Below are 26,229 nucleotides of genomic sequence, written 5' to 3' on the forward strand. Positions count from 1 at the left end.
TTTTTGCGGTTTCAAAGGGCTCGCTGTTCCGGGCGGGTTCCCGCCGCTTGCGAGTCCGCCGTGAATTCACTTCCCCTTGTCAGCCTTGTCATCCCAGCCTTCAATCCGCGCTTCTTCGAGCGCGCGTTGCTCAGTGCCGTGAGCCAGGGGTACGCCAATCTTGAAATCATTGTCTGCGACGACAGCCGCGGCAGCGAGATCGAAGAAACCGTCGCCTCGATGATCGAGAGCACCGGGGTGGCGGTGCGTCATGTGCGCAATGACCGCACGCTGGGGCTGGTCGGCAACCTGCAGGCCTGTCTTGCGCAGGCTCAGGGTGAGTTCATCAAATTCCTGTGCGACGACGATCAGTTGTTTGCCACCTGCGTCGAACGTCAGGCGCAAGTGCTCATCGATCGTGAAGACGTCAACCTGGTGCTGGCCCAGCGTCTGTTCTGGGACGCCAACGACCTGCCATTGCCATCGCGTCTGGAAAACACCCCGCTGTCGCCGGTGTGTGGTCTGTTCAAGGGCGAAGACCTGCTGGCGATTTTCGAGAACTTCCCGGTCAACATCCTCGGCGGTTTCAGTGCGGCGCTGTTCCGTCGTGCCGACGTGCTGGAACTGCTGCCGGCGCTGACCCAGGCCGGTCACTGTTTTGTCGCTACCCTGGATTTCGCCCTGTACGTCTGTCTGCTGCGTCGCGGCAACATGGTGGTGTCCAACCATGTGCTCAGTGTCGAGCGTTTGTATCCTGAGCGTTTGAGTGGCCAGCAGGCCATGCGCGATGCGGCCGTGGCCGAGCGGCAATGGCTGACGCAGATGCTCAAGGCGCGCAGCGGTGAGTCGGCGCCGGCCCCGGGCTGGGTGCGTTACTTGCCGATCACCAAGGCCGATGAGTCGCCACGGGTCTGGGAAGAGTTGCCGTTGAGCCGGACCCTGGGCACCAAGCAGACCACCCAGGATTGGCATGTCGGTATTTCCAGCGTCAGTTTTGCCGAGCTGTACGCCGAGTGGCTGGCCTGCCGCAGCCTGACCGAAGGCCAGCGTGAATTGCTGCCCGATACCCTGGCCGCCTGGCCGCGCACGCCGAAAATCGTGCCGGTGATCATCGACGAGCAAGGCAGCCGTTCGGCGCTGGAACTCACCCTGCAATCGCTCGCAGATCAGGAATACGCCCCCGAGCTGACGCTGGTGCTGTCGGCGTCCTGCACCGAAGCGCAACTGAGCGAGCGGGTCGTGCGCATGCCGTTGCAGGATGACTGGCAGCAGCAACTCAATGAGCTGTTGGCGCAACTGGACGGCGCCGACTGGTTCTACCTGCTGCAGGCCGGTGATCGGCTGGTGGTTCCGGCGTTGCTGGTGATGGCCGAGCGCATTGCGCTTTCGCGCACGTTGACCTGCCTGTACAGCGACGAAGGCGGATTGAGTCAGGGCGAATCGGCCGAGCCGGTGTTCAAGCCCGACTTCAACCTCGACCTTCTGCGCAGTTATCCCTATGTGGGGCGGGCGCTGGCGTTCGAGCGCGAGCGTTTTCTCGCGCTGGGCGGTTTCGACTCCGCGTTCGGCGAACTGGCTGCACACGATGTGCTGTGGCGCATGGTCGAGAACGACGGCACGCAGGTGGTCGGCCACATTGCCGAGGTGTTGCTGGAGTCGGCGTTTGACCTGGCCAAGTGGTTGTCGCAGCCGCAAATGGCCGATGACAACGCACGACTGATCGAAGCTCACCTGCAGCGTCTGGGCCTTTCCCATACGATCCGTCGAGGCGCTTCGGCGCTGCTCAACCGGGTCGACTACCACCATGGCCAGACGCCGCTGGTGTCGATCATCATCGTTAGCAAGGATCAGACCGCGGCGGTGCAACGCTGCGTCGAGACCCTGCTGGAGAAAACCCTGTACGCCGAGTACGAGTTGCTGCTGGTCGACAACGGCAGCGTGAGCGCCGAGGCGCGAGCCTGGTTCGACGGCATGGTGCAACTGGGCAGCGAGCGGATTCGCGTGCTGGATTGCCCGCAGCAGGAGAACCTGGCCGCCGTGCGCAACGCTGCGGTTAGCCAGGCGCGTGGTGAATACGCGCTGCTGCTCAACCCTTATGCGGTGATCACCCACGGCGACTGGCTGGCGGAAATGCTCAATCACGCCCAGCGACCGGAAGTCGGCGTGGTGGGAGCCAAGCTGTTCAACCCGGATGGACGACTGTTGCATGCCGGTCTGATTCTGGGCCTGCAAGGGCCGGCGGGTGTGCCGTTCTACGGTGAGTCGATGCAGGCGACCGGGTACATGTACCGGTTGCTGGTCGCCCAGAATCTGAGCGCGGTCGGCAGTGATTGCCTGATGGTGCGCAAGGCTGTCTTTGACGCGGTGACCGGCCTCGATGAGCAGGATCTGGCGCAGTCGCTCAACGAGGTGGACCTGTGCCTGCGCATCGGCCAGCAAGGTTACCTGGTGGTCTGGACACCTTATGCCCAACTGGCCCTCGGCGCCCAGCCGACCGTCGTGGCCACCGAGAGCGAAACGACTCTGCGCAGTCAGGAACAGGAAGTGTTCTACAAGCGCTGGCTGCCGATTGTCGCGCGTGATCCGGCATATAACGCCAACCTGTCGCTCAATGGTCTGGGCGGTTCGAGCTTCAGCCTCGATCCGGGACTGCGCACTGGCTGGAGCCCGTTTTCCCAGCCGCAATTGCCGAAGATCCTCGCCTTGCCGGTCAACGCGTCGGCCATCGGTCACTATCGTGTCACCCAGCCGTTGATCGAGCTGGAAGAGGCGGGCCGGGCGCTGGGGCGTATTCACTACAACCTGCCGACCATCATCGAAGTCGAGCGTCAGTCCCCTGACGTGATCATTTTGCAGGGCCGTTATTCCGAAGGTCCGATCAACGAAATCCCGAGCCTGCAAAAGTACTCCAGTGCCCGGCGGATCTACGAACTCGACGATTACGTGATCGATGTTCCCCACCGCAATGCGCACATTCGCAACATGCCGGGCCGGGACGACATGGAAAAACTGGTCCGGCGCGCCATCGGCATGTGCGACCGGGTGGTGGTGTCCACCGCGCCGCTGGGCAATGCGCTGTCGAGCATGCACAGCGACATTCGCGTGGTTCCCAACATGCTGGCCAAGCATCTGTGGAGCGACCTGCACAGCCAGCGCCGGACCTCGAAAAAACCACGGGTCGGCTGGGGCGGTGGCACCAGTCACCACGGCGACCTGGCAGTGATCGCCGACGTGGTTCGCGAGCTGGCGAACGAAGTCGATTGGGTGTTCTTCGGCATGTGCCCGGATGATCTGCGCCCGTACATGCACGAATTCCATGGCGTGATCGGCCTGGACGTGTACCCGGCAAAACTGGCCAGCCTGAACCTGGACCTGGCCCTGGCGCCGCTGGAGTTCCACATCTTCAACGACTGCAAGAGCAATCTTCGTCTGCTGGAATATGGTGCCTGCGGTTACCCGGTGATCTGCACCGACACCGAGGCCTATCGCGGTTACTTGCCGTGCACCCGGATCAAGACCAACACCACGGACGAATGGCTGCAAGCGATCCGCATGCACCTGGCCGATCCGGACGCCAGCTATCGCATGGGCGACCAGTTGCGCGAGGTCGTCCTGCGCGATTACGTGCTGCGCGGCGACAACCTGCGCTACTGGGAAAACGGCTGGCTGGCGGACTGATCGGTTCGTACAGGCTGCTTCTGAAAAACAGGCGACTTTTACAGTCGCCTGTTTTGGTTTTTCCAGGTTGATTCCTGCCGTGTGGCGTCATTCGAAATGACCGAAGTCACGGGTTCGAAGTTTGTTTTCAGCAAGCTGATGCTCAGCGCTCTTTGACGGTATCCGGTTCAACGACAACGCAAGGAAGAAGTAAATATCGGTAGTGAATGGAACGAGCGACGTGGATTACCTGGTGGGCACCGATGGTAATGACGAACGCTATGGAATGGAGTCGGATGATCAGCTGGACGGTAGCTGGAGTGACGATGTGTACATCGTCGGCAGTCCTGCCGACGCGCAGCCGGCGGAGCTGGCGCGTTTCCTGCAAGTCCCCCTCAAATCGCCATAAAACGAGCGCTCGCGGTCATCGCCCCTGCGCCCGAACCGGCAGAAAGGTTTAGCCAGAAGGCCGCAAAGCTCATAAAGCAGTGCGCAGCCCTGTGACGAACGAGAGGGGAGACCATGAAGGCAGTTATTTTGGCGGGTGGCCTGGGCACGCGCATCAGTGAAGAGTCGCACCTCAAGCCGAAACCGATGATCGAGATCGGTGGCAAGCCAATTCTCTGGCACATCATGAAACAGTATTCCGCACACGGAATTCATGAATTCGTGATTTGCCTTGGCTACAAGGGCTACGCGATCAAGGACTTCTTCGCCAACTACTTCCTGCACACCTCCGACGTGACGTTCGACATGCGCGAAAACCGCATGGACGTTCACCAGAACTACAGCGAGCCCTGGCGCGTGACGCTGGTGGATACCGGTGAGGAAACCATGACCGGTGGCCGTCTGCGCCGTGTCTCGCGCTATCTGGAAGACGAAAAAGCCTTCTGCTTCACCTATGGCGACGGCGTTTCGGACCTGAATATCAGCGCGCTGGTGGACTTCCATCTGACCCACGGCAAACTGGCGACAGTGACGGCCGTGCAGCCACCGGGCCGCTATGGTGCTCTGGATCGCGACGGTGACCGAGTACTCGGGTTCACCGAAAAACCGCGCGGTGACGGGGGCTGGATCAACGGCGGTTTCTTCGTGTTGTCACCGAAAGTCCTGCCATTGATCCAAGGTGATTCGACCTCCTGGGAGTCCGGCCCGCTCGACGGTCTGGCCGAGCGCGGCGAGTTGATGGCGTACCAGCACGAAGGCTTCTGGCAGCCGATGGACACCCTGCGTGACAAGAACCACCTCGAAGCCTTGTGGCAGAGCGGGGAGGCCCCATGGAAGCATTGGGACTGAGTCCGGAATTCTGGCGCGGCAAGCGGGTTCTGGTTACCGGACACACCGGTTTCAAGGGCAGCTGGCTGACCCTGTGGCTGCAAAGCCTCGGCGCGCAAGTCAGCGGTTTTTCCCTTGATCCTTCGACCGAGCCGAGCCTGTTCGAGCTGGCGCGCGTCAGCGAAGGCATCAACGATCAGCGCGGCGACCTGCGTGACCTCGGCGCCTTGCTCGAGATCATCGCCGACACCGAACCGGAGATCGTTCTGCACCTGGCGGCCCAGCCGCTGGTGCGCGAAGGCTATCGCGATCCGCTCGGCACTTATTCCAGCAACGTCATGGGCACCCTCAACCTGCTCGAAGCGATTCGTCAGGTCGGTTGCGTGCGGGCCTGCGTGCTGGTGACCACCGACAAGGTCTACGCCAACAAGGAATGGCTGTGGCCGTACCGCGAAGACGAAGCCCTTGGTGGCCACGACCCTTACAGCAGCAGCAAGGCCTGCTGCGAGTTGCTGGCGCAGTCTTACGCGGCGTCGTTCTTCCCGGCCGAAAAATACGCCGAGCACGGTCTGGCCCTGGCCACTGCGCGGGCCGGCAACGTGTTGGGCGGCGGTGATTTTGCCCCTGAGCGGTTGATTCCCGATGTATTGAAAGCCTGGACGGCCGACGAGCCGGTGACCCTGCGTTACCCGCAAGCCGTGCGCCCTTGGCAACACGCGCTGGAGCCGCTGGCCGGCTACCTGCAACTGGCTGCCGGGCTCTACGAACAAGGTCCGGAATATGCCGGGGCGTGGAACTTCGGCCCGGGTGAAACGGACATGTGCAGCGTCGGCGAAGTGGTCGAACTGCTCGCCAACCGCTGGCCTCAGGCCCGTGGTCTGCGCATCGAAAAGAGCGATTTGCACGAAGCCGGCCTGTTGCGCCTGGACAGCAGTCGCGCCCGTCAGGTGCTGGGCTGGCAACCGCGCTGGTCGTTGCAGCAATGCCTGACCCAGACCCTCGACTGGCACCTGGCCTGGCAGAACGGCGACGACATGCGCACCGTGACCCTCGGCCAACTGAACCTGTACCGGGGCGCGCTGTGAGTGAGTTTTCCTTGAAACAGTTACCGCTGGCAGGTCTGTTCAGCGTCCAGCACAAACGCTTCGAAGATCAGCGCGGGCACTTCGCACGGCTGTTCTGCGAGGGCAGTCTGAAAGCGTTCGGCAGCGAATTTCACATCCGCCAGATCAACCATTCCTGCACCCGTGAGAAGGGCAGCGTGCGCGGTCTGCATTATCAGAATGCCAATGCCCCGGAAGCCAAACTGATCACCTGCCTGCGCGGTGAAGTGTGGGACGTGGCGGTGGACCTGCGCCCGGACTCGGAAACGTTCCTGCACTGGCACGCCGAGCACCTGAAGGCCGGCGACGGTCGCAGCCTGTTGATTCCGGCCGGCTTCGCCCACGGTTTCCAGACCCTCACCGAAGACGCCGAACTGCTTTACCTGCACAGCGCCGATTACGCGCCGGAGCACGAGGGCGGTCTGTCGGTGAACGATCCACGGCTGGCGATTGCCTGGCCGTTGCCTGTCAATAATTTGTCAGCGCGTGATTCCAGCCATCCCGCGCTCGATCAACACTTTGCTGGAGTGCGTCTATGAACTGCCGTGGGTGCGCCGCACCGCTGAGCCTGCCGCTGATCGACCTCGGCACCTCGCCACCGTCCAATGCCTACGTGCACGCCGATCGCCTCGAGCAGGCCGAACAATGGGTGCCCCTGAAGGTTGCCGTGTGCCAGCAATGCTGGCTGGTGCAGACCGAGGATTACACCTCCGCCGACAGCCTGTTCGATGCCGAGTACGCCTACTTCAGTTCGTTCTCCAGCACCTGGCTTGCCCACGCCGAGCGCTATGTGGCCGAGATGGTCGAGCGCTTCGGCCTGACCGCCGACAGCCGGGTGGTGGAAGTCGCAGCCAACGACGGCTACCTGCTGCAATACGTGGCCGGTCGCGGCATCCAGTGCCTGGGCGTCGAGCCGACCCGCAGCACCGCGCAGGCGGCACGGGAAAAAGGCCTGGAGATCCGTGAACTGTTCTTCGGTCGCGACACCGCCGCCCAGCTGAAAAGCGAAGGCTGGGCCGCCGACCTGATGGCCGCCAACAACGTGCTCGCTCACGTGCCGGACATCAATGATTTCCTTGGCGGTTTCGCCACGCTGCTCAAGCCGACCGGCGTCGCCACCTTCGAATTCCCGCAACTGCTGACGCTGATGGCCGGCGCGCAGTTCGACACGCTCTATCACGAACACTATTCCTACCTGTCCCTGACCGCCGTGCAGACCCTGTGCGAGCGCAACGGTCTGGAAGTGTTCGACGTCAGCCCGTTGACCACCCATGGCGGATCGTTGCGGGTGTTCGTGCAGCGCAAGGACGGCGAGCGTCGTGATGTCCGGCCAGCGGTGCAACAGCAGTTGCAGGCCGAACTCGATGCAGGTGTGAAAACCGCCGAGTACTACGCGACCCTCGCGCCGGCCGCCGAGCACATCAAGCATCAGCTGCTGCGCTTTCTGTTGCAGGCCAAGGCCGAGGGCAAGCGCGTGGTCGGCTATGGCGCCGCGGCCAAGGGCAACACCTTGCTCAATTACGCCGGGGTCAGGCCGGATCTGCTGGCCTGGGTCGCCGATGCCAACCCGCACAAACAGGGCAAGTTTCTGCCGGGCAGCCGCATCCCGATTGTCGCGCCCGAGCGCATCGAGGCAGAAAAGCCCGACTACATCCTGGTGCTGCCGTGGAACCTGTTGAGTGAAGTGACGCAGCAACTGGCTTCGGCCAAAACGTGGGGTGCACGCTTTGTCGTCGCCGTTCCGGAGTTGAGCATTCAATGAGCAGAATTCATTACACCAAGCCGAGCGTCGGCGAACTTGAGGCGCAATATGCCCTGGACGCCGTGCAGAACGGCTGGGGCGCACGTTGCTACGAATACCTGACCCGCTTCGAACACGGCTTCGCCGAGCACCTGGGCGCGACCTACGCAATCGCCACCTCCAGTTGCACCGGGGCCCTGCACATGGGCATGGCGGCACTGGGTGTCGGCGCCGGTGACGAAGTGATCCTGGGCAACACCAACTGGATCGCCTCGGCGGCGCCGATCACTTATCTGGGCGCCACGCCGGTGTTCGTCGATGTGCTGGCCGACAGCTGGTGCCTGGATCCGCAGCAGGTCAGAAACGCGATCAGCCCGCGCACCAAAGCCATTCTGGCGGTGCACCTGTACGGCAATCTTTGCGACATGGATGCCTTGCTGGCCATCGGCAAGGAGTTCGGCATTCCCGTGATCGAGGACGCGGCAGAGGCCATCGGTTCGCAGTGGCGCGGCAAGGCGGCGGGCTCGCTCGGTGCCTTTGGTGCCTTCTCGTTCCACGGCACCAAGACCATGACCACTGGCGAGGGCGGCATGTTCGTCACCTCGGACAAGGCCTTGTACGAGCGCGTATTGACCCTGTCCAACCATGGCCGTGTCGCGGGCTGCACCAAGCAGTTCTGGCCGGAATTCGTCGGCTTCAAATACAAGATGAGCAACCTGCAGGCGGCGGTCGGTTGCGCGCAGGTCGAGCGGATCGAAGAGTTGATCGCGCGCAAGCGGGCGATCTTTGCCCACTATGCGCAGGCGCTGGAAGGCGTGCCGGGGGTGTCGCTCAATCCCGAGCCGGCTCACGGGCGCAACGGTTACTGGATGCCGACCGTGGTGTTCGATGCCGATACCGGTATCCATCGCGAGCAACTGATCGCGGCGTTCCAGGCCGCCGACATCGATGCCCGGGTGTTCTTCTGGCCGCTGTCGACGCTGCCGATGTTCAGCGAGCACAACGTTGACACACCGGTGTCATTCGCCCTGCCGGAGCGCGCCTTCAACCTGCCGAGTTACCACGACATGACCGACGCCGATCAGCAGCGCGTCGTGCAAGTGGTGCTGGACTTGCTGGCAAGCAGGCCCGCGCCGTGAAGATGTATCTGCTGGGGGCCGCCAACCCGGAAGCGGTGCGCATGCTGCACGCGGTCAAGCGCAGTACGCCGAACGTCGAGTTCGCCTTTCTGGACAACGATCCGCGCAAGCACGGCACGCTGTTTTACGGGGTGCCGGTGGTGGGCGGTTCGGAGCGGGTCGCCGAGCTCAATGGCCCGGACGTGCGCTTCGTCAACCTGATCACCGGCAGCACCCGTCTGCGTTACGAAACCACCTGCCAGCTGGTGGATGCCGGCGCGAGGCTCGGCCAGTTCATTCATCCCGGCCTCGACCTGAGCATGATCCGCATGGGCCAGGGCAGTTACTTGCAGGAAGGCGTGTTGATGCAGGCCGAGGTCGAACTCGGCGACAACACCAGCATCAGCGCCGGCAGCGTCGTGGGGCATGAAGGGCGGATCGGCCACTCGGTGTTCATGGCGCCGGGCGTTTGCATCGCCGGCTGTGTGGAAATCGGCGACGGTACGTTTATCGGTACCAACGCCACGATTCTGCCGCGTCTGCGCATCGGTCGCTGGGTGACCATCGGCGCCGGCGCCGTGGTGACCAAAGATGTCCCGGATTTTTCAGTCGTGGCGGGCAATCCCGCCAGGATCATCAAGACCAACACCGTGCCATACCCTGACGCCAGGGTGTTCAGGTAAGCCGTTTTCCCGAATTTTTGGAGAGTCGCAATGAATCCACATGAGCAGTTTCGCGAAGAAGTAAAGGCCAACATCGAAGGCCTGCAACAGGACAAGGCGCTGCAGACCGAGTCGCTGGACTGGGTCGGCACCACCGCAAAACACAAGTACACCTACAACTTCAGCTGGATGGGCCGGCCGATCATCCAGTTCCCGCAGGACATGGTCGCCATGCAGGAAATCATCTGGAACCTGCGTCCTGACGTGATCGTGGAAACCGGTATCGCCCACGGCGGTTCCTTGGTGTTCTACGCCTCGATCCTTGAGCTGATCGGTCACGGCGAAGTGCTGGGCATCGATATCGACATCCGCCAGCACAACCGCGAAGCCATCGAAGCGCACCCGATGTTCAAGCGGATCAGCATGATCCAGGGTTCGAGCATCGACACCGCCATCGTCGACCAGGTACGCGAGCGCGTACAGGGCAAGAAAGTGCTGGTGGTGCTGGACTCCAACCACACCCACGAGCACGTCCTCGAAGAGCTGCGCCTGTACGCACCGCTGGTGTCGGTGGGCAGCTACTGCGTGGTGATGGACACCGTGGTCGAAGACATGCCGGAAGATGCGTTCCCGGATCGTCCGTGGGGCAAGGGTGACAACCCGAAAACCGCAGTGTGGGCCTACCTGAAAGAAAGCAGCGATTTCGAGATCGATCAGGCCATTCACAGCAAGTTGCTGATCACTGTCGCGCCGGATGGCTATCTGCGTCGCGTTCGTTAATCGACAAAAACAACGTTGAGTTTTCGGCGACTCGCCGCTTGTGGGGAATTTATGCAAGGCAAGAACAGTTCTGGACACGGTTTGGCACTCAACGAACAGTTGACCGTTGTGCTGATATCTCACGAACGCCCGGCGTTTTTGCGCAGGGCCGTGCGTTTCTACAGCGCCCTGCCGTGCAGGATCCTGGTGCTGGATTCGTCCGCCGAGGCGCTGCCGGGTGTGGCCGGACAATTTGCCAACGTGGATTATCAGCATCTGCCGCAGTTCGGCTATTGGGGCATCCGCGCCAAGCTGGCCTACGGCGTACAGCAGTTGCAGACCCCCTACATGGTGTTCGCCGCCGACGATGACTTCCTGGTGCACGATGCCTTGCACCAGGCGGTTGATTTCATGGATGCCAACCCCGACTACAGCCTGTGCCACGGCTACAGCATGATGTACCTGACGCTGGCCAATGGCGTCAGCTACTACCGTCGTGACAAGAAAGTCTGCGAAGACTACGCGTCCGACCGTGCCCAGGATCGTCTGCTGGACTACATGTCCCAATACCTGCCGCCGTTTTATGCGGTGCAACGCACCGAGGTGCTGCGCGCCTGGTATGACGCGATGCCCGAAGACACAATCTTCCAGTGGCAGGAAGTCGGTCACACGTACTACATGCTGGCACGCGGCAAGGCACGGATCCTGCCGATCCCTTATGTCGTGCGTGAAATCAACTATCAGCACTCCGATCACAACACCGAGATCTTCCACTCGCTGGCCTATACCGACGCCAAATCGGTGTCCGAGCGAGAGGCCTTTGCCACGTTCCTGGCCGGACTGCCGACCCAGGTCGAGCATCAGGATGCACAGCAGGGCAAAGCGTTTGTCCTGCAAAGTTTCGAAGCCCTGGCCGACAGCCTGCGCACCGGTCGCGCATTGACCGCCGAATTGATTCTGGAGTCGGCCTGGACCGACATCGAAGCCGGCCCGCAGCGCCGTTTCGGGCCGAAGCAGTACGTAGAAATGCCGTTCTACAATCAGGCGTTCTTCGATCAGTTGACCCAGTTCGAGTTTCTGCTGCACGCCATGCCCGCCGGCCGCATTCAATTGCAAGGGCTGGAAGGCATCTGGGCCCGTCAGGAAAACCTGATGCTGGCCCGCAACAACGACACCCCGGAAAGCGTGGTGGACCGCTTGTGGCAAGCCCACGACGCCAACGTGTTCAACCGCACGGTGATCAACCGTCTGGTGGCGCAACTGAATTTGCTCGGTGAAGACGAAGACGCCGAAAAACTGCGCACGTGGGTCGCTCGTCTCGAAGCGCTATCGCTCGAGGGCAATCAGGCGACATTTGGCAAGATGCTCAGCGGTCGCCTGCTCAAGTGGCTCGATGCCCGCCAGCCGGATGCCGGACAGGCCCAGGCGATTGCCGCTCAATTGGCGGCCAATGGCGGCAGTCCACAGTTCGGTATCTTCCTGCTGGATCTGGACAACGACATCGACAAGTTGCAGGTCACTCTGGACAGCCTGCTGGAAGGACACAGCAAGGCATTCAAGGTGGTGGTGTTCACCACCGGTGAGCCGCCAGCGGCGACCACGGCGCAGAACACCTTGCACTTCGTGCGGGTGACCTCGGGCAATTTCGTCGACAAGCTGAACCTCAGCGTCAAACAGTCGCCGTGCGACTGGCTGCTGCTGGCCGAAGCGGGTGACGAGTTCACCGCCGGCGGCCTGCTGCGTGCCGGTCTGGAGCTGCAATCGGCCGACGGTTGCCGCGCCGTGGCCACCGATGAAATCCAGCGCAACGCCGACGGTGCCCTGGTGGACGTGTTCCGTCCGGGTTTCAACCTCGACCTGCTGCAAAGCCTGCCGGCACTGATGGCGCGGCACTGGTTGATCCGTCGTGAAGTGCTGATCGAGGCGGGTGGTTACCAGGCGGACTTCAGCAAGGCGCTGGAATTCGACCTGTTGCTGCGCATCATCGAGCAGGGTGGTCTGGGCGGCCTCGCGCACCTCGACGAACCTCTGTTGATTACCCGCACTTCGGAGCTGGCGGAAAACGCCGATGAGCGTCAGGCGCTGCTGCGCCACCTGGGCAATCGCGGCTACAAGGCCAAGATCACCTCGTCGGTGCCGGGCACCTACCAGATCGATTATCGCCACACCGAGCAGCCGCTGGTGTCGATCATCCTGCCGGCCAGCGATGATCTGCCGGCCCTGCAACGCTGCCTGGAAGGCGTGCTGCTGCGAACCCGCTACACCCGCTATGAAGTGTTGCTGGCGGCACGGGCGAATCAGTCCGCCGCCGTCAACGATTGGCTGGGCACCCTGAACCACGCCAAGGTCCGTGTTCTGCACGCCGATCAACCGCTGAGCGACGCGGCCTTGTGCAACGCCGCCAGCCAGCAGGCGCAAGGCGAGTACCTGGTGCTGATGGCCGCTGACAGCGAAGTCGTCAACCCGAACTGGATCGAATCGCTGCTCAATCATGCCCAGCGCCCTGAAGTGGGCATCGTCGGGCCGAAGCTGGTCGACCGCGACGGGAAAATCTCCCAGGCCGGGCTGATTCTCGGCACGGATGGCACGGTCGCTTCGGCGTTCATCGGCGAGAAGCATGACGCCGAAGGCTACATGCAGCGCCTGGCCGTGGATCAGAATTACTCGGCCGTTTCGGGCGTGTGCCTGATGCTGGGCAAAGCGTTGTTCGAGGCACTCGACGGTCTGGACGCAGAGAACTTCGGCGCCGGCTTCAGTGATGTCGACCTGTGCCTGAAGGCCAGTCAGGCCGGTTACCTCACCGTGTGGACCCCGCTGGTGCAGGTGCTGCATGACGGGCAACTGCCGCAAGCGCCGCAGGCGCTGGAAGCCCTGGCTGAAAAATGGTCCTCCGTCTTCGCTCAGGACCCGGCCGGCAACCCGAACCTGATCCTCAGCGGCAAAGGCTTTGGTCTGAACGAACGTGCTGCGGTGAACTGGGCGCAGTGGCTGGGCTGACGCCTCGGGGCACAGGAAACGGGACTCAAGACATGTTCAACGGAAAATCGATTTTCATCTCCGGTGGCACCGGCTCGTTCGGGCGCAAGTTCATCGCGCGCCTGCTTGAGCAATACCAGCCCAAGCGGGTGGTGGTGTTCTCCCGGGATGAGCTCAAGCAATACGAAATGCAGCAGACGTTCAACGCGCCGTGCATGCGTTACTTCCTCGGTGACGTGCGCGACGCCGATCGTCTGCGCCAGGCCATGCGCGGCATCGATTACGTGGTGCATGCCGCGGCGTTGAAGCAGGTGCCGGCGGCGGAATACAACCCGACCGAATGCATCCGCACCAACGTCAACGGCGCGGAAAACATCATCGCCGCCGCCATCGACAACGGCGTGAAGAAAGTCGTCGCGCTGTCCACCGACAAGGCGGCAAGCCCGATCAACCTGTACGGCGCCACCAAGTTGCTGTCGGACAAGTTGTTCGTCGCGGCCAACAATATCGCCGGCGAACAGCAGACGCGTTTTGCCGTGGTGCGCTACGGCAACGTCGCCGGTTCACGCGGGTCAGTGGTGCCGTTTTTCAGCAAACTGATCGCCGATGGCGCGACAGAGCTGCCGATCACCGACGAGCGCATGACCCGCTTCTGGATCACTCTCGATCACGGTGTGCAATTCGTGCTCGACAGCTTTGCGCGGATGCACGGCGGTGAAGTGTTCGTGCCGAAGATCCCGTCGATCCGCGTGGTCGATCTCGCGCGGGGAATGGCCGAGCACCTGCCGCACAAGAACGTCGGCATTCGTCCGGGCGAGAAACTGCACGAACTGATGGTGCCGCTGGACGATGCGCGGATGACTCTGGAGTTTGCCGATCACTACACCATCCAGCCGTCGATCCGCTTCACCAGCGTCGACGTGGATTTCGCCGAGGACAAACTCGGCGAGCGTGGCGTGCCGGTCGGTGAAGACTTCGAGTACCGTTCCGACACCAACCCGCACTTCCTTTCGGTGGGGCAGATCGCCGACCTGCACGCGAAGCTCTCGGTATGATTCCCTACGGTCGGCAAAGCCTCGACCAGGCGGATATCGACGCGGTCGTCGAGGTGTTGCAGTCCGACTGGTTGACCCAGGGGCCGACCATCGAACGCTTCGAGCAGGCGATGGCCGAGCGTTGTCAGGCCGATTTCGCGGTGGCGGTGTGCAACGCCACGGCGGCGCTGCACATTGCTTGCCTGGCAGCGGGGCTGGGAGCAGGCGACCGCTTGTGGACCACGCCGAACACCTTTCTCGCGTCGGCCAACTGCGGCCGTTACTGCGGCGCCGACGTTGATTTCGTCGACATCGATCCGCTGACCTGGAACCTCGATGCTGAAGTTCTGGCGAGCAAACTCGATGCTGCCGAACGCGACGGCACGCTGCCCAAAGTACTGGTGGCGGTGGCGTTCTCCGGACAGAGCTGCGACATGCGGCGCATTGTCGAACTGGCCGAGCGCTACAACTTCACGGTGATCGAAGACGCCTCCCACGCGGTCGGCGCAAGCTACGCCGGGCGTCCGGTCGGTTGCGGTGAGTTTGCCGCGATGACCGTGTTCAGCTTCCACCCGGTGAAAATCATCACCAGCGGCGAAGGCGGCATGGTGCTGACCAATCGCCCGGAGCTGGCCGAGCGTCTGCAACGCCTGCGCAGCCACGGCATGACCCGCGATCCGCAGCAGATGACCGAAGCCAGCCATGGCCCGTGGTACTACCAACAGGTCGAGCTGGGTTTCAATTACCGGATCACTGATCTGCAAGCAGCATTGGGCCTGTCACAGCTGAACAAACTGGACGGATTCATCGCCCGTCGCCGGGAGCTGGCCGCGCGTTACGACCGTCTGCTGGCGTATTTGCCGGTCACCGTGCCGAGCCTCCAGACGGACGCCGAATCGGCCTGGCACCTTTACGTGGTGCGTTTGCAGACCGGGCGCATCAGCCTCAGCCATCGTCAGGTGTTCGAAGGCTTGCGTGCCGCCGGCATCGGCGTGAACCTGCACTACATTCCGGTGCATTTGCAGCCGTACTATCGTGACCTGGGTTTCGCCGAGGGTGACTTCCCCGAAGCCGAGCGTTATTACGCCGAAGCGATCAGCTTGCCGCTGTTCCCGTTGCTGAGCGATCAGCAGCAGGACTACGTGGTCGAGCAATTGCGTCGGTTGACTGAATGATTGCCGCTGCTGCGGTGGATGGAAAACGGTAATGCGTGATCTGAGCGAACAGGAACAATTCTGGCAGGGCGAATTCGGCAACCAGTACGTTGACCGCAATATCGGCCAGCCACTGGTGGCGGCCAATCTGGCGTTGTTCGCCAAGGCGCTGACCCGGGCCGGGCGGATCGATAGCCTGCTGGAACTGGGCACCAACGCCGGCAACAACCTGCAGGCGCTGCGTCAGTTGCTGCCGCGCTGCGAGCTGTTCGGGGTCGAGATCAACGCCAGTGCCTGCGCCCAGGCGCGTGCGCTGGAGATTGCGAGCATCTGGCACGGTTCGTTGTTCGACTTTCCCCGTGAGCGCCAATACGACCTGACCCTGAGCAAAGGCGTGCTGATCCATCTGGCACCGGAACTGTTGCCGACGGCGTATGCGCAGTTGTATGAGTTGAGTTCGCGCTACATCCTGATCGCCGAGTACTACAATCCGTCGCCAGTGGAAGTGTCCTATCGCGGTAACAGCGGCAAGCTGTTCAAGCGTGATTTCGCCGGGGAAATGCTCGATCGCTATCCTGATCTGCAACTGTTGGATTACGGCTTCGGTTATCACCGCGATCCGCAATTTCCGGTGGACGACATCACCTGGTTCCTGCTGGAAAAACGTCCTTGAACAACGTCGCAATCATCCCGGCCCGCGGGGGCAGCAAACGCATCCCGCGCAAGAACCTCAAGCCGTTCGACGGTGTGCCGATGATTGTCCGTTCGATTCGCACGGCCCTCGATTCAGGGTTGTTCGAGCAGGTGGTGGTCAGCACCGACGACGCAGAGATCGCAGACGTGGCGCGAGCCAACGGTGCTCACGTGCCGTTCATGCGTCCGGCGGAACTGGCCGATGATTTCACCGGCACTGCGGCAGTGATCGTGCATGCCTTGCAACAACTGCCAGCCTTCGATTACGCCTGTTGTGTGTACGCCACGGCGCCGCTGTTGCAGGCGCGCTTTCTGCACCAGGGCTTTGAGTTGCTGGAGCAGCATCCGGACAAGTCCTTTGCTTTTTCGGTCACCGATTTCGGCTTTCCGGTGCAGCGCGCCTTGACCCTCGACGGTCAGGGCGCGCTGACGGCGTTGTACCCCGAATTTCGCAATACCCGCTCGCAGGATCTGCCGACGGCCTTTCAGGATGCCGGCCAGTTCTATTGGGGCCGTAGCGAGGCCTGGCTGGGTGGCGAGGTGCTGTATTCGCCGGCCAGTCTGCCGGTGATCCTGCCTCGGTATCTGGTACAGGACATTGACACCGCTGAAGACTGGAAGCGCGCCGAATACCTTTACGCCGCCCTCAGGGCCGGCGGAGAACTGCAATGAGAGTGCTGATCCGCGCCGATGCCTCGCCGACCATCGGCAGCGGCCACATCGCCCGTTGCCTGACACTGGCGCGAGTACTGCGCACGCAGGGCAGTCATGTCGCGTTTGCCTGTCGTCGTTTGCCGGGGCATCGGCTCGATGCGTTGCAGGCCGAAGGCTTCGAGGCCTTCGCGTTGCCGGATCGCTATGCCGGTGAAGACCCGGAGCAGGCCATCGAGTCGATGTTGCCGTGGCAGGCGGATATCGAGGCACTGGCGGCGCAGCTGGAAGGGCAGCCCGGGTTTGACTGGGTCATCGCCGACCATTACGGCCTCGATCATCACTGGCAGACCGCGGCCCGTCGCTTTGCGCCACGGATTGCCGCCGTCGATGATCTGGCGACCCGGCAGTACAGCGTGGATCTGCTGCTCAACCAGAACCTGTCGGGGCTGAGCGAAAACTATCAGCCGCTGCTGCCGGCCGGATGCCGAACGCTGCTCGGCCCGCGCTTCGCCATGCTGCGCGAAGAGTTCAGTGGCCCGGCCATCGAGATCAAACCGGTGGCGCGTCGGGTGCTGGTGAATTTTGGCGGTTTCGATGCGGCGCGCCAGACCCATCACGCGATGCTGGCGCTGGCGGATTTTTCGGAACTGGAAGTGGATTTCGTCGCCGGTGCCGACAACCCGGCCTGGGCAGAGATGCAAGCGCTGGCCGAAACGCGGCCGCACTGGCGCCTGCACAGTTTCGTCAGCGATTTTCACCGACGCATGACCGAAGCCGACCTGTTTATCGGTGCCGGCGGCGGCACCAGTTGGGAACGCGCAGCCCTGGGCCTGCCGACAATCTGTATCGCGGTGTCGAACAACCAGCAGGCCAACGGCGAGGTGATGGCGGCGGCCGGGGCGCATGTGTTCATGGGCGCGCGGGAGCAGGTCAGCGTCGAGCAACTGCGCGATGCCATCGGCTTTGTCGTGGGCAACTTTTATCTGCGCCAGAGCCTGGCCGAGCGTTCGCGGCAACTGGTCGACGGGCGGGGCGCGCTGCGGGTCGCGGCAGCACTGGCCGGCGCGGTGCTCAAGTTGCGTCTGGCGACACTGGATGACGCGCAGTTGTTGTTCGACGGGCGCAATGCCGAAACGGTGCGCCGCTGGTCGCTGGACAGCGGTGCGATTGACTGGACTCAACATGGGAACTGGCTGGGCGCGAGCCTGCGCAATCCTCAGCGGCTGCTGCTGGTGGCCGAGGCGGATGACGGCCCGGTGGGTATCCTGCGCTACGATTTGCGCGGCTTTGAGGCGGAGGTTTCGTTGTATCTGCTCGAAGGGCGTTTCGGTCTGGGTTGGGGCAGGGCGCTGCTGGCGCAAGGTGAAGCCTTCGTGGCTAGGCACTGGCCGCAAATGACCGCCATCACCGCCCAGGTGTTGCCGGCCAATCGGCCCTCGATGAATGTTTTCCGTGACGCCGGGTTCACCCAGAGTGCCTGCGCGTTCACCAAGGTTTTGAAGGAATCCCGTCAATGAGCAGTTTCAAGATCGGCAACCGCCAGATCGGTGCCGATGCGCCGCCGTTCATCATCGCTGAAATGAGCGGCAACCATAACCAGTCGCTGGACGTCGCCTTGCAGATTGTCGAAGCGGCGGCCAAGGCCGGTGCGCATGCCTTGAAACTGCAAACCTACACCGCCGAAACCATGACCCTGGATCTGGCCGAAGGCGAGTTCTTCATCAAGGATCCGAACAGTCTGTGGGCGGGTACCTCGCTCTACGACCTGTATGAAAAGGCCCACACGCCCTGGGAATGGCACACGCCGATCTTCGCCCGGGCCAAGGAACTGGGCATGCTCGCGTTTTCGACGCCGTTCGATGAAAGCGCCGTGGACTTCCTCGAAAGCCTCGATGTGCCGGCCTACAAGATCGCCAGTTTCGAAAACACCGATCTGCCGCTGATCCGCCGTGTCGCGGCCACCGGCAAACCGTTGATCATCTCCACCGGCATGGCCAGCATTGCCGAGCTCGATGAAACCGTGCGCGCTGCCCGTGAGGCCGGGTGCAAGGATCTGGTGCTGCTCAAATGCACCAGCACCTACCCGGCGACCCCGATCAACAGCAACGTGCGCACGATCCCGCATCTGCGTGAGCTGTTCGGCTGCGAGGTCGGTCTGTCAGACCATTCGATGGGCGTAGGCGTATCGGTGGCGGCGGTGGCGCTGGGCGCGACGGTGGTGGAAAAACACTTCACCCTCGACCGTGCGGCCGGTGGTGTGGACGCCAGTTTCTCGCTGGAACCAGCGGAGCTGGCCAGCCTGGTGAGCGAGACCGAACGCGCCTGGCAGGCCATGGGCCAGGTGCATTACGGGGTGACCGAGGCTGAGAAAAAGTCCCTGGTCTACCGCCGGTCGCTGTACGTCACGGCCGATATGGCGGCCGGTGAACCCTTCACGGCGGCCAATGTGCGCGCCATTCGTCCCGGTCTCGGTCTGCCGCCCAAGCACACCGATGCCGTCCTCGGGCGCCGTGCGCGTCAGCCGATCAAACGCGGTACGCCGCTGGACTGGTCATTGGTCGAATGACCCGATCTGTCACCGATTCGGCAAAATAGCGTGACCTGCGAGTCATAACGCGCATCTTCACTGTATTGTAATGACCGGGGAGATGGCGCCTGGCCCGTTTTCGGTTCCAGTGATAGCCCTTTGCGCTCCCCGTGGCTGCCCGTTGTGGCGGCCGTTTTCTGTTTGTCGGCGCCCCTCGAATCCTTGCGAGCGGTGGTATTGGGCTGTTTATTATTGGGAAGCCGTAATGATTGGCATAAAAAGCATTGCGAGCTACGTTCCTGTAGCCGGCGTGGACAATTACGCACAAGGTGCAAAATTCGAGAAGGATGAAGAATTCATCCTCGGCAAGATCGGTTCGGCCTTCCTGCCACGCAAAGACGCGGAACAGGAAACCTCCGATCTGTGCGTTGAAGCGGCCAATGTGCTGTTTGCCAACAACCCTGAACTGAAACGTGAATCCATCGATGCGCTGATCGTCGTCACCCAGAACGGTGACGAAGAAGGCCTGCCGCACACCGCTGCCATCGTCCAGGACAAACTCGGTCTGCCGACCAATGTCGCGGCGTTCGACATATCCCTGGGTTGCTCTGGCTACGTCTACGGCATCTACGCGATCAAGGGCTTTATGGAAGCCGCCGGCCTGAAGAACGGCCTGCTGATCACCGCTGACCCGTATTCGAAGATCGTCGATCCGGAAGATCGCAACACCACCATGCTGTTCGGCGATGCCGCCACCGCCACCTGGATGGGCGAAGACCCGGTCTGGGCGCTGGGCAAGGCCAAGTTCGGCACCGACGGTTCCGGCGCACCGCACCTGAAGGTGACCGATGGCGTGTTCTTCATGAACGGCCGTCAGGTGTTCAACTTCGCGCTGCTCAAAGTCCCGGCGCACCTGCACGAACTACTCGACGATTCGGGCCTGAAGGCCGATGACATCGATGCCTTCTGCATTCACCAGGGCAGTGCGGCGATTGTCGACGCCGTGGCGCGGCGCTTCGAAGGCGAGCCGGAGAAGTTCATCAAGGACATGGTCGAGACCGGCAACACCGTGTCGTCCAGTGTGCCGCTGCTGCTGGAAAAACACGTGATGGATTCCGACTGGAATCGCATTGCGATCAGTGGTTTCGGTGTCGGTCTGTCGTGGGGTTCGGCGATTATTTATCGTCCTTGAATCCGCCAGGAACGACGGATACAAAAACAGCGTTCAAGGGTTAACCTTGAACGCTGTTTTTTTGCCTGAAGGGAGCACGAGGCGCCATGAGCGAGTTTTTCCAGGCCAACGCTGAAGTCGTCGAACGACGCTGGCCGGCGCTGTACGCACGATTGCTGAACGAAGACAGTTCGGTGATCGAGGCCGAGCTGACGCAGGGGCTGGGTTCGACGCTGAGCATTGGCGGCATTCAGCTCACCAGTCGTCATGACCGTATCCGTGAGGCGCAGATTCAGGCCGCCAGCCTGCCGGCGGACAAGCCGCAACTGCATGTCTATGGCACCGGCCTGGGCGATCTGCCCACGGTACTGCTGGAGCGCGCCGGGCTTGAGCGACTTTACGTACACATCCTCAATGGCGCGCTGTTCGCTCTGGTGCTGCAACTGCTGGATCAGCGGGAGTGGCTGCAGGATCCCCGAATTGAATTGCTTTACGCCGGCGACCTGTCCGACATCTGCACGCCGTTTTTTGCATTGCCTGCCGAAATGCTGCTGGCCGATGACTTCAACGCGAAGATTCGTGATCGGCTGGTCAGCGAAGTGCACCTGAGCTTCAACAACCGTGAGTTCGATCCGCAGTCGCCATTCATTCAGCAGCGTCTGCAGGACTGTTTGCCGGTATTGCTCGCTGACGATGATGTGGCGATCTTGTTCGGCACCTGTGCCGGTCGGGAGATCTATGTGATCGGTACCGGGCCGACGCTGGAGCAGCATTTCGAACGTCTGGCGGCGATTCGCGAGAGAGCCGAGCGTCCGTTGTTCATTTGTGTCGATACTGCTTACCGGCCGCTGCGCGAGCACGGGATCGTGCCCGACTATGTGGTGAGTATCGATCAGCGCATCAGCTTCCGGCATTTGCCATTCGAGGAATCCGACGGCATCCCGCTGGTGTATCTGCCCATGAGTGATCCTGAGGTGCTGAGGGCCTGGAAGGGCAGGCGTTATGGTGGTTACTCGGCCAGTCCGGTCTACGCGGCATTGCGTGAGCAGCACCCGAGGGCGCTGTTGCATGTGGGCGGCAGTGTGATTCACCCGGCCGTGGACCTGGCGGTGAAAATGGGCGCTGCACGCATCACACTGTTCGGCGCCGATTTCGCCTTCCCGATGAACAAGACCCATGCCGGCTGGAGTGACGGTGACCTCGGCCCGTCGGTGAATCAGGCGCGACACTGGGTGCGTGACGGGTATGGCCAGCGTGTCAGTACCCAGCTCAACTTTCGCGGTTACCTGTGCGTGCTGGAGCGATACATCGCCAGTCAGCCGCAGGTGGCGTTTTTCAACAGCAGCCGCGCGGGTGCGCAGATTGCCGGGACGGCTTACAACCAGGAGTTCGTGCAATGAGTGCGCTGCAGCGATGGGTAGACGAATGCCATCAGTGCGCCGGGCTGTTCCGGTTGGGGCGCGATGTCGAGGCCGCGTTGACCATGGTCGAGGTGTTCGAAGGCGCGCAGCAGAGATTGCTGTCAGCCGGTGCGCAGACGCAGCAGGTCTGGGCGCAGTTGCTCACGCAAATGCTCGAATGTCAGGAGCGTCAGGACTGGTTGGGGCTTGCCGACTTCATGGAGTACGAATTGATTCAATTGCTGGAAGATCCGTCCGCCTGAAGAGGGCCGGAGGCGCTGGCCCGCAGGTTTGCGCCATGGACGGATTTATGACGTCATTTTTTCGAAGGGAAAGTGCTGCTAAGTCTTTGTTTTCTGGGGGGTGGCAGGTTGATGGCAAATTTTTTCAAAAAAGCCCTCAAGCAACCTGCAAACCCGACGATAACTATTACGAAGGTTCTCTAGGCCATACCCGGCGGTTGCCAGGGCCGGAAGCCGCAGTACCCAACCAACGAGGAATTCGTCATGGCTTTAACAGTAAACACCAACACCACGTCGTTGAACGTTCAGAAAAACCTGAACCGCGCTTCCGACGCTCTGTCGACTTCGATGCAGCGCCTGTCTTCCGGCCTGAAAATCAACAGCGCTAAAGACGACGCCGCCGGCCTGCAGATCGCTACCCGCATGTCCTCGCAGATCCGTGGTAACACTCAGGCGATCCAGAACGCCAACGACGGTATCTCCGTTGCCCAGACCGCTGAAGGCGCTCTGCAAGCTTCGACCGACATCCTGCAGCGTATGCGTGAACTGGCTGTTAAAGCACGTAACGGTACCAACGGCACTGCTGACCAGACCGCTACCAACGCTGAATTCGCTCAGATGTCCGACGAGATCACCCGTATCTCCGCCGCTACCAACCTGAACGGCAAAAACCTGCTGGACGGTTCGGCTGGTACTGTGACTCTGCAAGTTGGCGCCAACACTGGCTCCGCCAACCACATCGACCTGGTACTGAGCGGCAAGTTCGACGCCGTCAGCCTGTCGGTAGGTAGCGGTACTGTTGTTCTGACCGGTGCTACTTCGGCTGCCGCCGCTTCGAACATCGACAACGCGATCACCGCGATCGACGCTGCAATTGCGAACATCAACGCCACTCGCGCCGCTCTGGGTGCTTCGCAAAACCGTCTGACCAGCACCATCCAGAACTTGCAGAACATCACCGAGAACACCACTGCTGCACAAGGTCGCGTACAAGATACCGACTTCGCCGCAGAGACTGCTAACCTGACCAAGCAGCAAACCCTGCAACAGGCTTCGACCTCTGTTCTGGCTCAAGCCAACCAACTGCCTTCCGCTGTACTGAAGCTGCTTCAGTAATTTCGGAATGAGTTTTGGCGGGGGAGTGCGCTTGCGTGCTCTCTCGCTTTTTACGTTATGAGGTGATGAGCATGGACATGAGCGTCAAGCTTAACGTGTCTTATCCGGCTCCCAAGCCAGCCAATACTGTCCCCGACAAACCGTCGGAGACCAAGCCTCAGACCGTTGAAGCTGTCCCTGCCTCGAAAAAGAGCCAGGAAGCAGATGAAGCCAAGCTGAAGCTGGCGGTGCAGGAGATCGAGAAGTTCGTACAGTCGATCAAGCGCAATCTGGAGTTCTCGATCGATGAGCATTCCGGCAAGGTCATCGTCAAGGTGATTGCAAGCGAGACGGGCGAGGTCGTTCGACAGATCCCTTCCGCAGAAGCGCTCAAGCTGGCAGACAGTCTGGCCAACGCGAGTCACGTGTTGTTCGACGCCAAAGTCTGATAGCTGGCATGAATAGTGTTTGAAGTTCTTTAGACGCAGGTATTGGTCAAAAGACTGGCAATAACCCCAAGGGAGATGCACATGGCAAGTCCAATTTTACCGGGTTCGGGCCTGGGTTCCGGCCTGGACATCGGTGCAATCGTTACTGCGCTGGTCAATGCCGACAAGTCGCCGAAGCAGACGCAGATCGACAATGCCACCAAAACCAACACGCTGAAGATTTCCGGTATCGGCACGTTGAAGAGTGCACTGACCGCATTCCAGACGGCGATGACCAACCTGGGCAGCAAGACCAATCCAGCGTTTGCCGGTTACACGGCGACTTCGGGCACTCCGGCCGTTTTGGGTGTTTCTGCAGATAACACTGCAGTCTCGGGTACTTACAGCGTTGTTGTGAATAAACTGGCCACCGGCTCGAAAATAGCCAGTGCATCCTTTGCCGGCGGTGCTGCCAGTGCCATTCCGAGTGGTACCCTGAAAATCAGTCAGAATGGCACTGATTACAATGTCACGATCCCGGCCAATGCCACCTTGCAGAGCACCCGGGATGCGATCAACTCGGCTCAGGCCGTCAACGGTATTTCCGCCAACATCGTGACCGACAGCACCGGTGCTTCGCGCCTGGTGATCAGTTCGAGCAAGACGGGCGCCGGCTCCGACATGAAAGTCAGCGGCATTGCCGGTCTGGAAATCGACGGCACCCAGACGATGGGCGCCAACCCGGCCGCCGGGGCTTCCGGCGCGGTCAACGGCCTCGCTCAGGACGCGTCGCTGACCATTGACGGCCTGGCAGTGACCAGCAAGAGCAACACGGTCACCGGCGCCATCAGTGGTTTGACGATGAACCTGACAACGGTCAGTGCCGGCACGCCGCCCTCGACCCCTGTCACGGTGACTGTCGACGGTAACACCAAGGGTTTGCAGACGTCGGTTCAGGCTTTCGTCGATGCCTACAACACCCTGAAAAGCACCATTGATACGCTGTCCAAGGCGACGCCGGACGAAGATGGCAAGCTGACTGTTCAGGCAGCGTTCACCGGCGACTCCCTGGCGCGTTCGCTGGTTGCCGATATCCGCGGACAAATCACGGCCCCTAGTGCGACGGCTGGCAGCCCGATGGCCTATCTGTCGCAGTTGGGTGTCATGACCGACCGCACTACCGGTAACCTGACGTTCGACACGGCTGCGTTCAACAAGACCATGGCCACGCCGGGCATGAGCGGCAAGGTTCAGGAGATGTTTACCGGCACCAACGACACCAACGGTCTGTTGGCGCGCATGAGCAAGGCGGTGGATCCTTACCTCAAGGCTTCGGCCGATGGCAAGACCACCAGCGGTCTGCTGGATCAGCGCCTGACCATCCTGAACAACAACACGCGCAACATCACTTCCCAGCAACTGGCGCTGGACCTGCGTGTTGCCAACCTGACCAAGACGTTGACTGCAAAATACAACGCCATGGACTTGCTGGTCGGGCAGATGAAGGCCACGGCGAGCAACATCACGTCGTTCTTCAGCTCGCTGAACGCTCAGCAATCCGCGAAGTAACATGCAAGAACGACAAAAACCCGGCTACGCTTTCGAGCGTGTGCCGGGTTTTTGTCTTATGGTCTAAAGTTTTTCGGCTCGCAGGCGATACACTGGTCATACGAGTCATTGTGGCAAATGAGGTAGAACATGAATCCGATGTTAGCCCTTCGGCAATACCAGAAAGTAGGTGCACACGCTCAGACGTCTGAAGCCAGCCCTCATCGCCTGGTACAAATGCTGATGGAAGGCGGCCTGGACCGTATCGCTCAGGCCAAGGGTGCGATCGAGCGCAAGGATATTCCCGCCAAGTGCACGTCGATCAGCAAGGCCATCGGTATCGTCAGCGGGCTGCGCGAAGGTCTGGACCTGGAAAATTCCGCGGACACGCTGGCTGATCTGGACGGTCTTTATATTTACATGATGAAGCGTCTCGCGGAGGCGAACATCAGCAGCGATCCACGCATTCTTGATGAGGTCGCCGGCTTGCTGAGCACCGTCAAGGAAGGCTGGGACGCGATCGCGCCTGCGCCTGCTCCGCAGTTCTGAGGAGATCACCATGAGTCTTGTATTGCAGCGAATCGAACAAACCCGGACGGCGTTGATCGGTGCTCTGGCCGAGCGCAACTGGGAGGCCATCGGTCAACTGGATCTTGATTGCCGTTCCTGCATGGAAGACGTCTTGAGTGAAGCTTCGGTGGACGAGGAGGCGTTGCGCGATAACCTCGAAGAGTTGCTGCATGTCTACAAGCAGCTGCTTGAAGTGGCGATGGGCGAGCGTCAGGCGATAGTCGACGAGATGTCGCAGATCACCCAAGCGCAAAACGCGGCAAAGGTTTACCATCTGTTTGGTTAATTAACCCTCAGTTAATCCAGACATGTGCGCCATAAATTTGACTGTGCACGGTTTTTTGACTTAACTAGTGGCTGTTTTCAGATTTCAGGCGTCTACAGGCACAAGGTGTCCTGCAAGCGTCTCGCTTGCCCCTTATTTTGGGCATTGAGTTGACTAG

Annotated in this window: 24 protein-coding genes; all 24 read left to right on the forward strand. The window is 61.3% G+C overall.

All coding sequences use genetic code 11. The features are described from left to right. Positions 1-60 precede the first annotated feature (60 nt). The 24 genes from KJY40_RS08910 to KJY40_RS09025 all read left to right on the forward strand — a co-directional run bounded on the left by KJY40_RS08910 (position 61) and on the right by KJY40_RS09025 (position 26,072). Entirely contained in the window at positions 61-3,657 is a 3,597-nt protein-coding gene (locus KJY40_RS08910) for a glycosyltransferase (protein ID WP_230736251.1), read from the forward strand. Between the two features lie 220 nt (positions 3,658-3,877). Next, a complete protein-coding gene (locus KJY40_RS08915) occupies positions 3,878-4,045 on the forward strand; it encodes a hypothetical protein (RefSeq protein ID WP_230736253.1) in 168 nt (55 codons plus the stop codon). A gap of 113 nt (positions 4,046-4,158) precedes the next feature. Further along, positions 4,159-4,932, forward strand: coding sequence for a glucose-1-phosphate cytidylyltransferase (gene rfbF / locus KJY40_RS08920; RefSeq protein ID WP_230736254.1), 774 nt, complete (start codon positions 4,159-4,161; stop codon positions 4,930-4,932). Further along, positions 4,914-5,996, forward strand: a complete 1,083-nt coding sequence (rfbG, locus tag KJY40_RS08925) for a CDP-glucose 4,6-dehydratase (RefSeq protein ID WP_230736256.1) — start codon at positions 4,914-4,916, stop codon at positions 5,994-5,996. Before rfbF ends, rfbG begins: the two co-directional genes overlap by 19 nt. Next, on the forward strand, positions 5,993-6,553 hold the full coding sequence (gene rfbC / locus KJY40_RS08930) for a dTDP-4-dehydrorhamnose 3,5-epimerase (protein WP_039765543.1): 561 nt from the start codon (positions 5,993-5,995) through the stop codon (positions 6,551-6,553). The genes rfbG and rfbC overlap by 4 nt, the downstream gene beginning before the upstream one ends. Continuing rightward, entirely contained in the window at positions 6,550-7,776 is a 1,227-nt protein-coding gene (locus tag KJY40_RS08935; protein ID WP_230736257.1) for a class I SAM-dependent methyltransferase, read from the forward strand. Before rfbC ends, KJY40_RS08935 begins: the two co-directional genes overlap by 4 nt. Further along, on the forward strand, positions 7,773-8,894 hold the full coding sequence (locus KJY40_RS08940; protein ID WP_230736259.1) for a DegT/DnrJ/EryC1/StrS family aminotransferase: 1,122 nt from the start codon (positions 7,773-7,775) through the stop codon (positions 8,892-8,894). Before KJY40_RS08935 ends, KJY40_RS08940 begins: the two co-directional genes overlap by 4 nt. Then, complete coding sequence (locus tag KJY40_RS08945; RefSeq protein ID WP_230736261.1) at positions 8,891-9,556, forward strand: acetyltransferase; 666 nt, start codon at positions 8,891-8,893, stop codon at positions 9,554-9,556. Before KJY40_RS08940 ends, KJY40_RS08945 begins: the two co-directional genes overlap by 4 nt. Before the next feature lie 30 nt (positions 9,557-9,586). Further along, positions 9,587-10,315 (forward strand): cephalosporin hydroxylase family protein, encoded by a 729-nt coding sequence (locus tag KJY40_RS08950; RefSeq protein WP_230736263.1) that lies wholly within the window; start codon positions 9,587-9,589, stop codon positions 10,313-10,315. Between the two features lie 51 nt (positions 10,316-10,366). Continuing rightward, positions 10,367-13,291: a glycosyltransferase family 2 protein gene (locus tag KJY40_RS08955; RefSeq protein WP_230736265.1), complete on the forward strand. Its 2,925-nt coding sequence runs from the start codon at positions 10,367-10,369 to the stop codon at positions 13,289-13,291. Between the two features lie 32 nt (positions 13,292-13,323). Continuing rightward, a complete protein-coding gene (gene pseB, locus KJY40_RS08960) occupies positions 13,324-14,325 on the forward strand; it encodes a UDP-N-acetylglucosamine 4,6-dehydratase (inverting) (RefSeq protein ID WP_064594325.1) in 1,002 nt (333 codons plus the stop codon). Then, positions 14,322-15,479: a UDP-4-amino-4,6-dideoxy-N-acetyl-beta-L-altrosamine transaminase gene (gene pseC, locus KJY40_RS08965; protein WP_230736267.1), complete on the forward strand. Its 1,158-nt coding sequence runs from the start codon at positions 14,322-14,324 to the stop codon at positions 15,477-15,479. Before pseB ends, pseC begins: the two co-directional genes overlap by 4 nt. A gap of 31 nt (positions 15,480-15,510) precedes the next feature. After that, positions 15,511-16,131 (forward strand): pseudaminic acid biosynthesis-associated methylase, encoded by a 621-nt coding sequence (locus KJY40_RS08970; RefSeq protein ID WP_230736270.1) that lies wholly within the window; start codon positions 15,511-15,513, stop codon positions 16,129-16,131. Further along, positions 16,128-16,823, forward strand: coding sequence for a pseudaminic acid cytidylyltransferase (gene pseF, locus KJY40_RS08975; RefSeq protein WP_230736272.1), 696 nt, complete (start codon positions 16,128-16,130; stop codon positions 16,821-16,823). The genes KJY40_RS08970 and pseF overlap by 4 nt, the downstream gene beginning before the upstream one ends. Continuing rightward, entirely contained in the window at positions 16,820-18,322 is a 1,503-nt protein-coding gene (gene pseG, locus KJY40_RS08980) for a UDP-2,4-diacetamido-2,4,6-trideoxy-beta-L-altropyranose hydrolase (RefSeq protein WP_230736274.1), read from the forward strand. The genes pseF and pseG overlap by 4 nt, the downstream gene beginning before the upstream one ends. After that, on the forward strand, positions 18,319-19,371 hold the full coding sequence (gene pseI / locus KJY40_RS08985; protein WP_230736276.1) for a pseudaminic acid synthase: 1,053 nt from the start codon (positions 18,319-18,321) through the stop codon (positions 19,369-19,371). Before pseG ends, pseI begins: the two co-directional genes overlap by 4 nt. Positions 19,372-19,597: 226 nt before the next feature. After that, on the forward strand, positions 19,598-20,524 hold the full coding sequence (locus tag KJY40_RS08990; RefSeq protein WP_230736278.1) for a ketoacyl-ACP synthase III: 927 nt from the start codon (positions 19,598-19,600) through the stop codon (positions 20,522-20,524). Positions 20,525-20,610: 86 nt separating this feature from the next. Then, positions 20,611-21,903 carry a motility associated factor glycosyltransferase family protein gene (locus KJY40_RS08995; RefSeq protein WP_230736280.1) on the forward strand — a complete coding sequence of 431 codons (1,293 nt, stop codon included), beginning with the start codon at positions 20,611-20,613 and terminating at the stop codon, positions 21,901-21,903. Continuing rightward, entirely contained in the window at positions 21,900-22,166 is a 267-nt protein-coding gene (locus tag KJY40_RS09000) for a hypothetical protein (RefSeq protein ID WP_230736282.1), read from the forward strand. The genes KJY40_RS08995 and KJY40_RS09000 overlap by 4 nt, the downstream gene beginning before the upstream one ends. A 243-nt stretch (positions 22,167-22,409) precedes the next feature. Further along, entirely contained in the window at positions 22,410-23,261 is an 852-nt protein-coding gene (locus KJY40_RS09005; RefSeq protein ID WP_064594348.1) for a flagellin domain-containing protein, read from the forward strand. A gap of 71 nt (positions 23,262-23,332) precedes the next feature. After that, the gene (locus KJY40_RS09010; protein WP_230736283.1) at positions 23,333-23,689 is read left to right on the forward strand and encodes a flagellar protein FlaG; all 357 of its coding nucleotides are present in this window, start codon (positions 23,333-23,335) and stop codon (positions 23,687-23,689) included. 81 nt (positions 23,690-23,770) lie between these two features. After that, positions 23,771-25,237 (forward strand): flagellar filament capping protein FliD, encoded by a 1,467-nt coding sequence (fliD, locus tag KJY40_RS09015; protein WP_230736285.1) that lies wholly within the window; start codon positions 23,771-23,773, stop codon positions 25,235-25,237. 129 nt (positions 25,238-25,366) lie between these two features. Then, positions 25,367-25,765: a flagellar export chaperone FliS gene (fliS, locus tag KJY40_RS09020; RefSeq protein WP_007958302.1), complete on the forward strand. Its 399-nt coding sequence runs from the start codon at positions 25,367-25,369 to the stop codon at positions 25,763-25,765. 10 nt (positions 25,766-25,775) lie between these two features. Next, positions 25,776-26,072: a flagellar protein FliT gene (locus tag KJY40_RS09025; protein WP_230736286.1), complete on the forward strand. Its 297-nt coding sequence runs from the start codon at positions 25,776-25,778 to the stop codon at positions 26,070-26,072. Positions 26,073-26,229 lie beyond the last annotated feature (157 nt).

The organism is Pseudomonas fitomaticsae (assembly GCF_021018765.1).
Taxonomy (GTDB): Bacteria; Pseudomonadota; Gammaproteobacteria; order Pseudomonadales; family Pseudomonadaceae; genus Aquipseudomonas; species Aquipseudomonas fitomaticsae.

Bases quoted from the DNA above. Each gene is read 5' to 3' on its own strand.
- KJY40_RS08940 (WP_230736259.1), top strand. From the start codon at position 7,773: ATGAGCAGAATTCATTACACCAAGCCGAGCGTCGGCGAACTTGAGGCG.
- KJY40_RS09005 (WP_064594348.1), top strand. From the start codon at position 22,410: ATGGCTTTAACAGTAAACACCAACACCACGTCGTTGAACGTTCAGAAA.
- KJY40_RS08955 (WP_230736265.1), top strand. From the start codon at position 10,367: ATGCAAGGCAAGAACAGTTCTGGACACGGTTTGGCACTCAACGAACAG.
- KJY40_RS08990 (WP_230736278.1), top strand. From the start codon at position 19,598: ATGATTGGCATAAAAAGCATTGCGAGCTACGTTCCTGTAGCCGGCGTG.
- pseG (WP_230736274.1), top strand. From the start codon at position 16,820: ATGAGAGTGCTGATCCGCGCCGATGCCTCGCCGACCATCGGCAGCGGC.
- fliD (WP_230736285.1), top strand. From the start codon at position 23,771: ATGGCAAGTCCAATTTTACCGGGTTCGGGCCTGGGTTCCGGCCTGGAC.
- KJY40_RS09000 (WP_230736282.1), top strand. From the start codon at position 21,900: ATGAGTGCGCTGCAGCGATGGGTAGACGAATGCCATCAGTGCGCCGGG.
- KJY40_RS08995 (WP_230736280.1), top strand. From the start codon at position 20,611: ATGAGCGAGTTTTTCCAGGCCAACGCTGAAGTCGTCGAACGACGCTGG.
- KJY40_RS09025 (WP_230736286.1), top strand. From the start codon at position 25,776: ATGAGTCTTGTATTGCAGCGAATCGAACAAACCCGGACGGCGTTGATC.
- rfbF (WP_230736254.1), top strand. From the start codon at position 4,159: ATGAAGGCAGTTATTTTGGCGGGTGGCCTGGGCACGCGCATCAGTGAA.
- KJY40_RS09010 (WP_230736283.1), top strand. From the start codon at position 23,333: ATGGACATGAGCGTCAAGCTTAACGTGTCTTATCCGGCTCCCAAGCCA.
- pseB (WP_064594325.1), top strand. From the start codon at position 13,324: ATGTTCAACGGAAAATCGATTTTCATCTCCGGTGGCACCGGCTCGTTC.
- rfbG (WP_230736256.1), top strand. From the start codon at position 4,914: ATGGAAGCATTGGGACTGAGTCCGGAATTCTGGCGCGGCAAGCGGGTT.
- KJY40_RS08950 (WP_230736263.1), top strand. From the start codon at position 9,587: ATGAATCCACATGAGCAGTTTCGCGAAGAAGTAAAGGCCAACATCGAA.
- pseC (WP_230736267.1), top strand. From the start codon at position 14,322: ATGATTCCCTACGGTCGGCAAAGCCTCGACCAGGCGGATATCGACGCG.
- pseI (WP_230736276.1), top strand. From the start codon at position 18,319: ATGAGCAGTTTCAAGATCGGCAACCGCCAGATCGGTGCCGATGCGCCG.
- KJY40_RS08935 (WP_230736257.1), top strand. From the start codon at position 6,550: ATGAACTGCCGTGGGTGCGCCGCACCGCTGAGCCTGCCGCTGATCGAC.
- KJY40_RS08970 (WP_230736270.1), top strand. From the start codon at position 15,511: ATGCGTGATCTGAGCGAACAGGAACAATTCTGGCAGGGCGAATTCGGC.
- fliS (WP_007958302.1), top strand. From the start codon at position 25,367: ATGAATCCGATGTTAGCCCTTCGGCAATACCAGAAAGTAGGTGCACAC.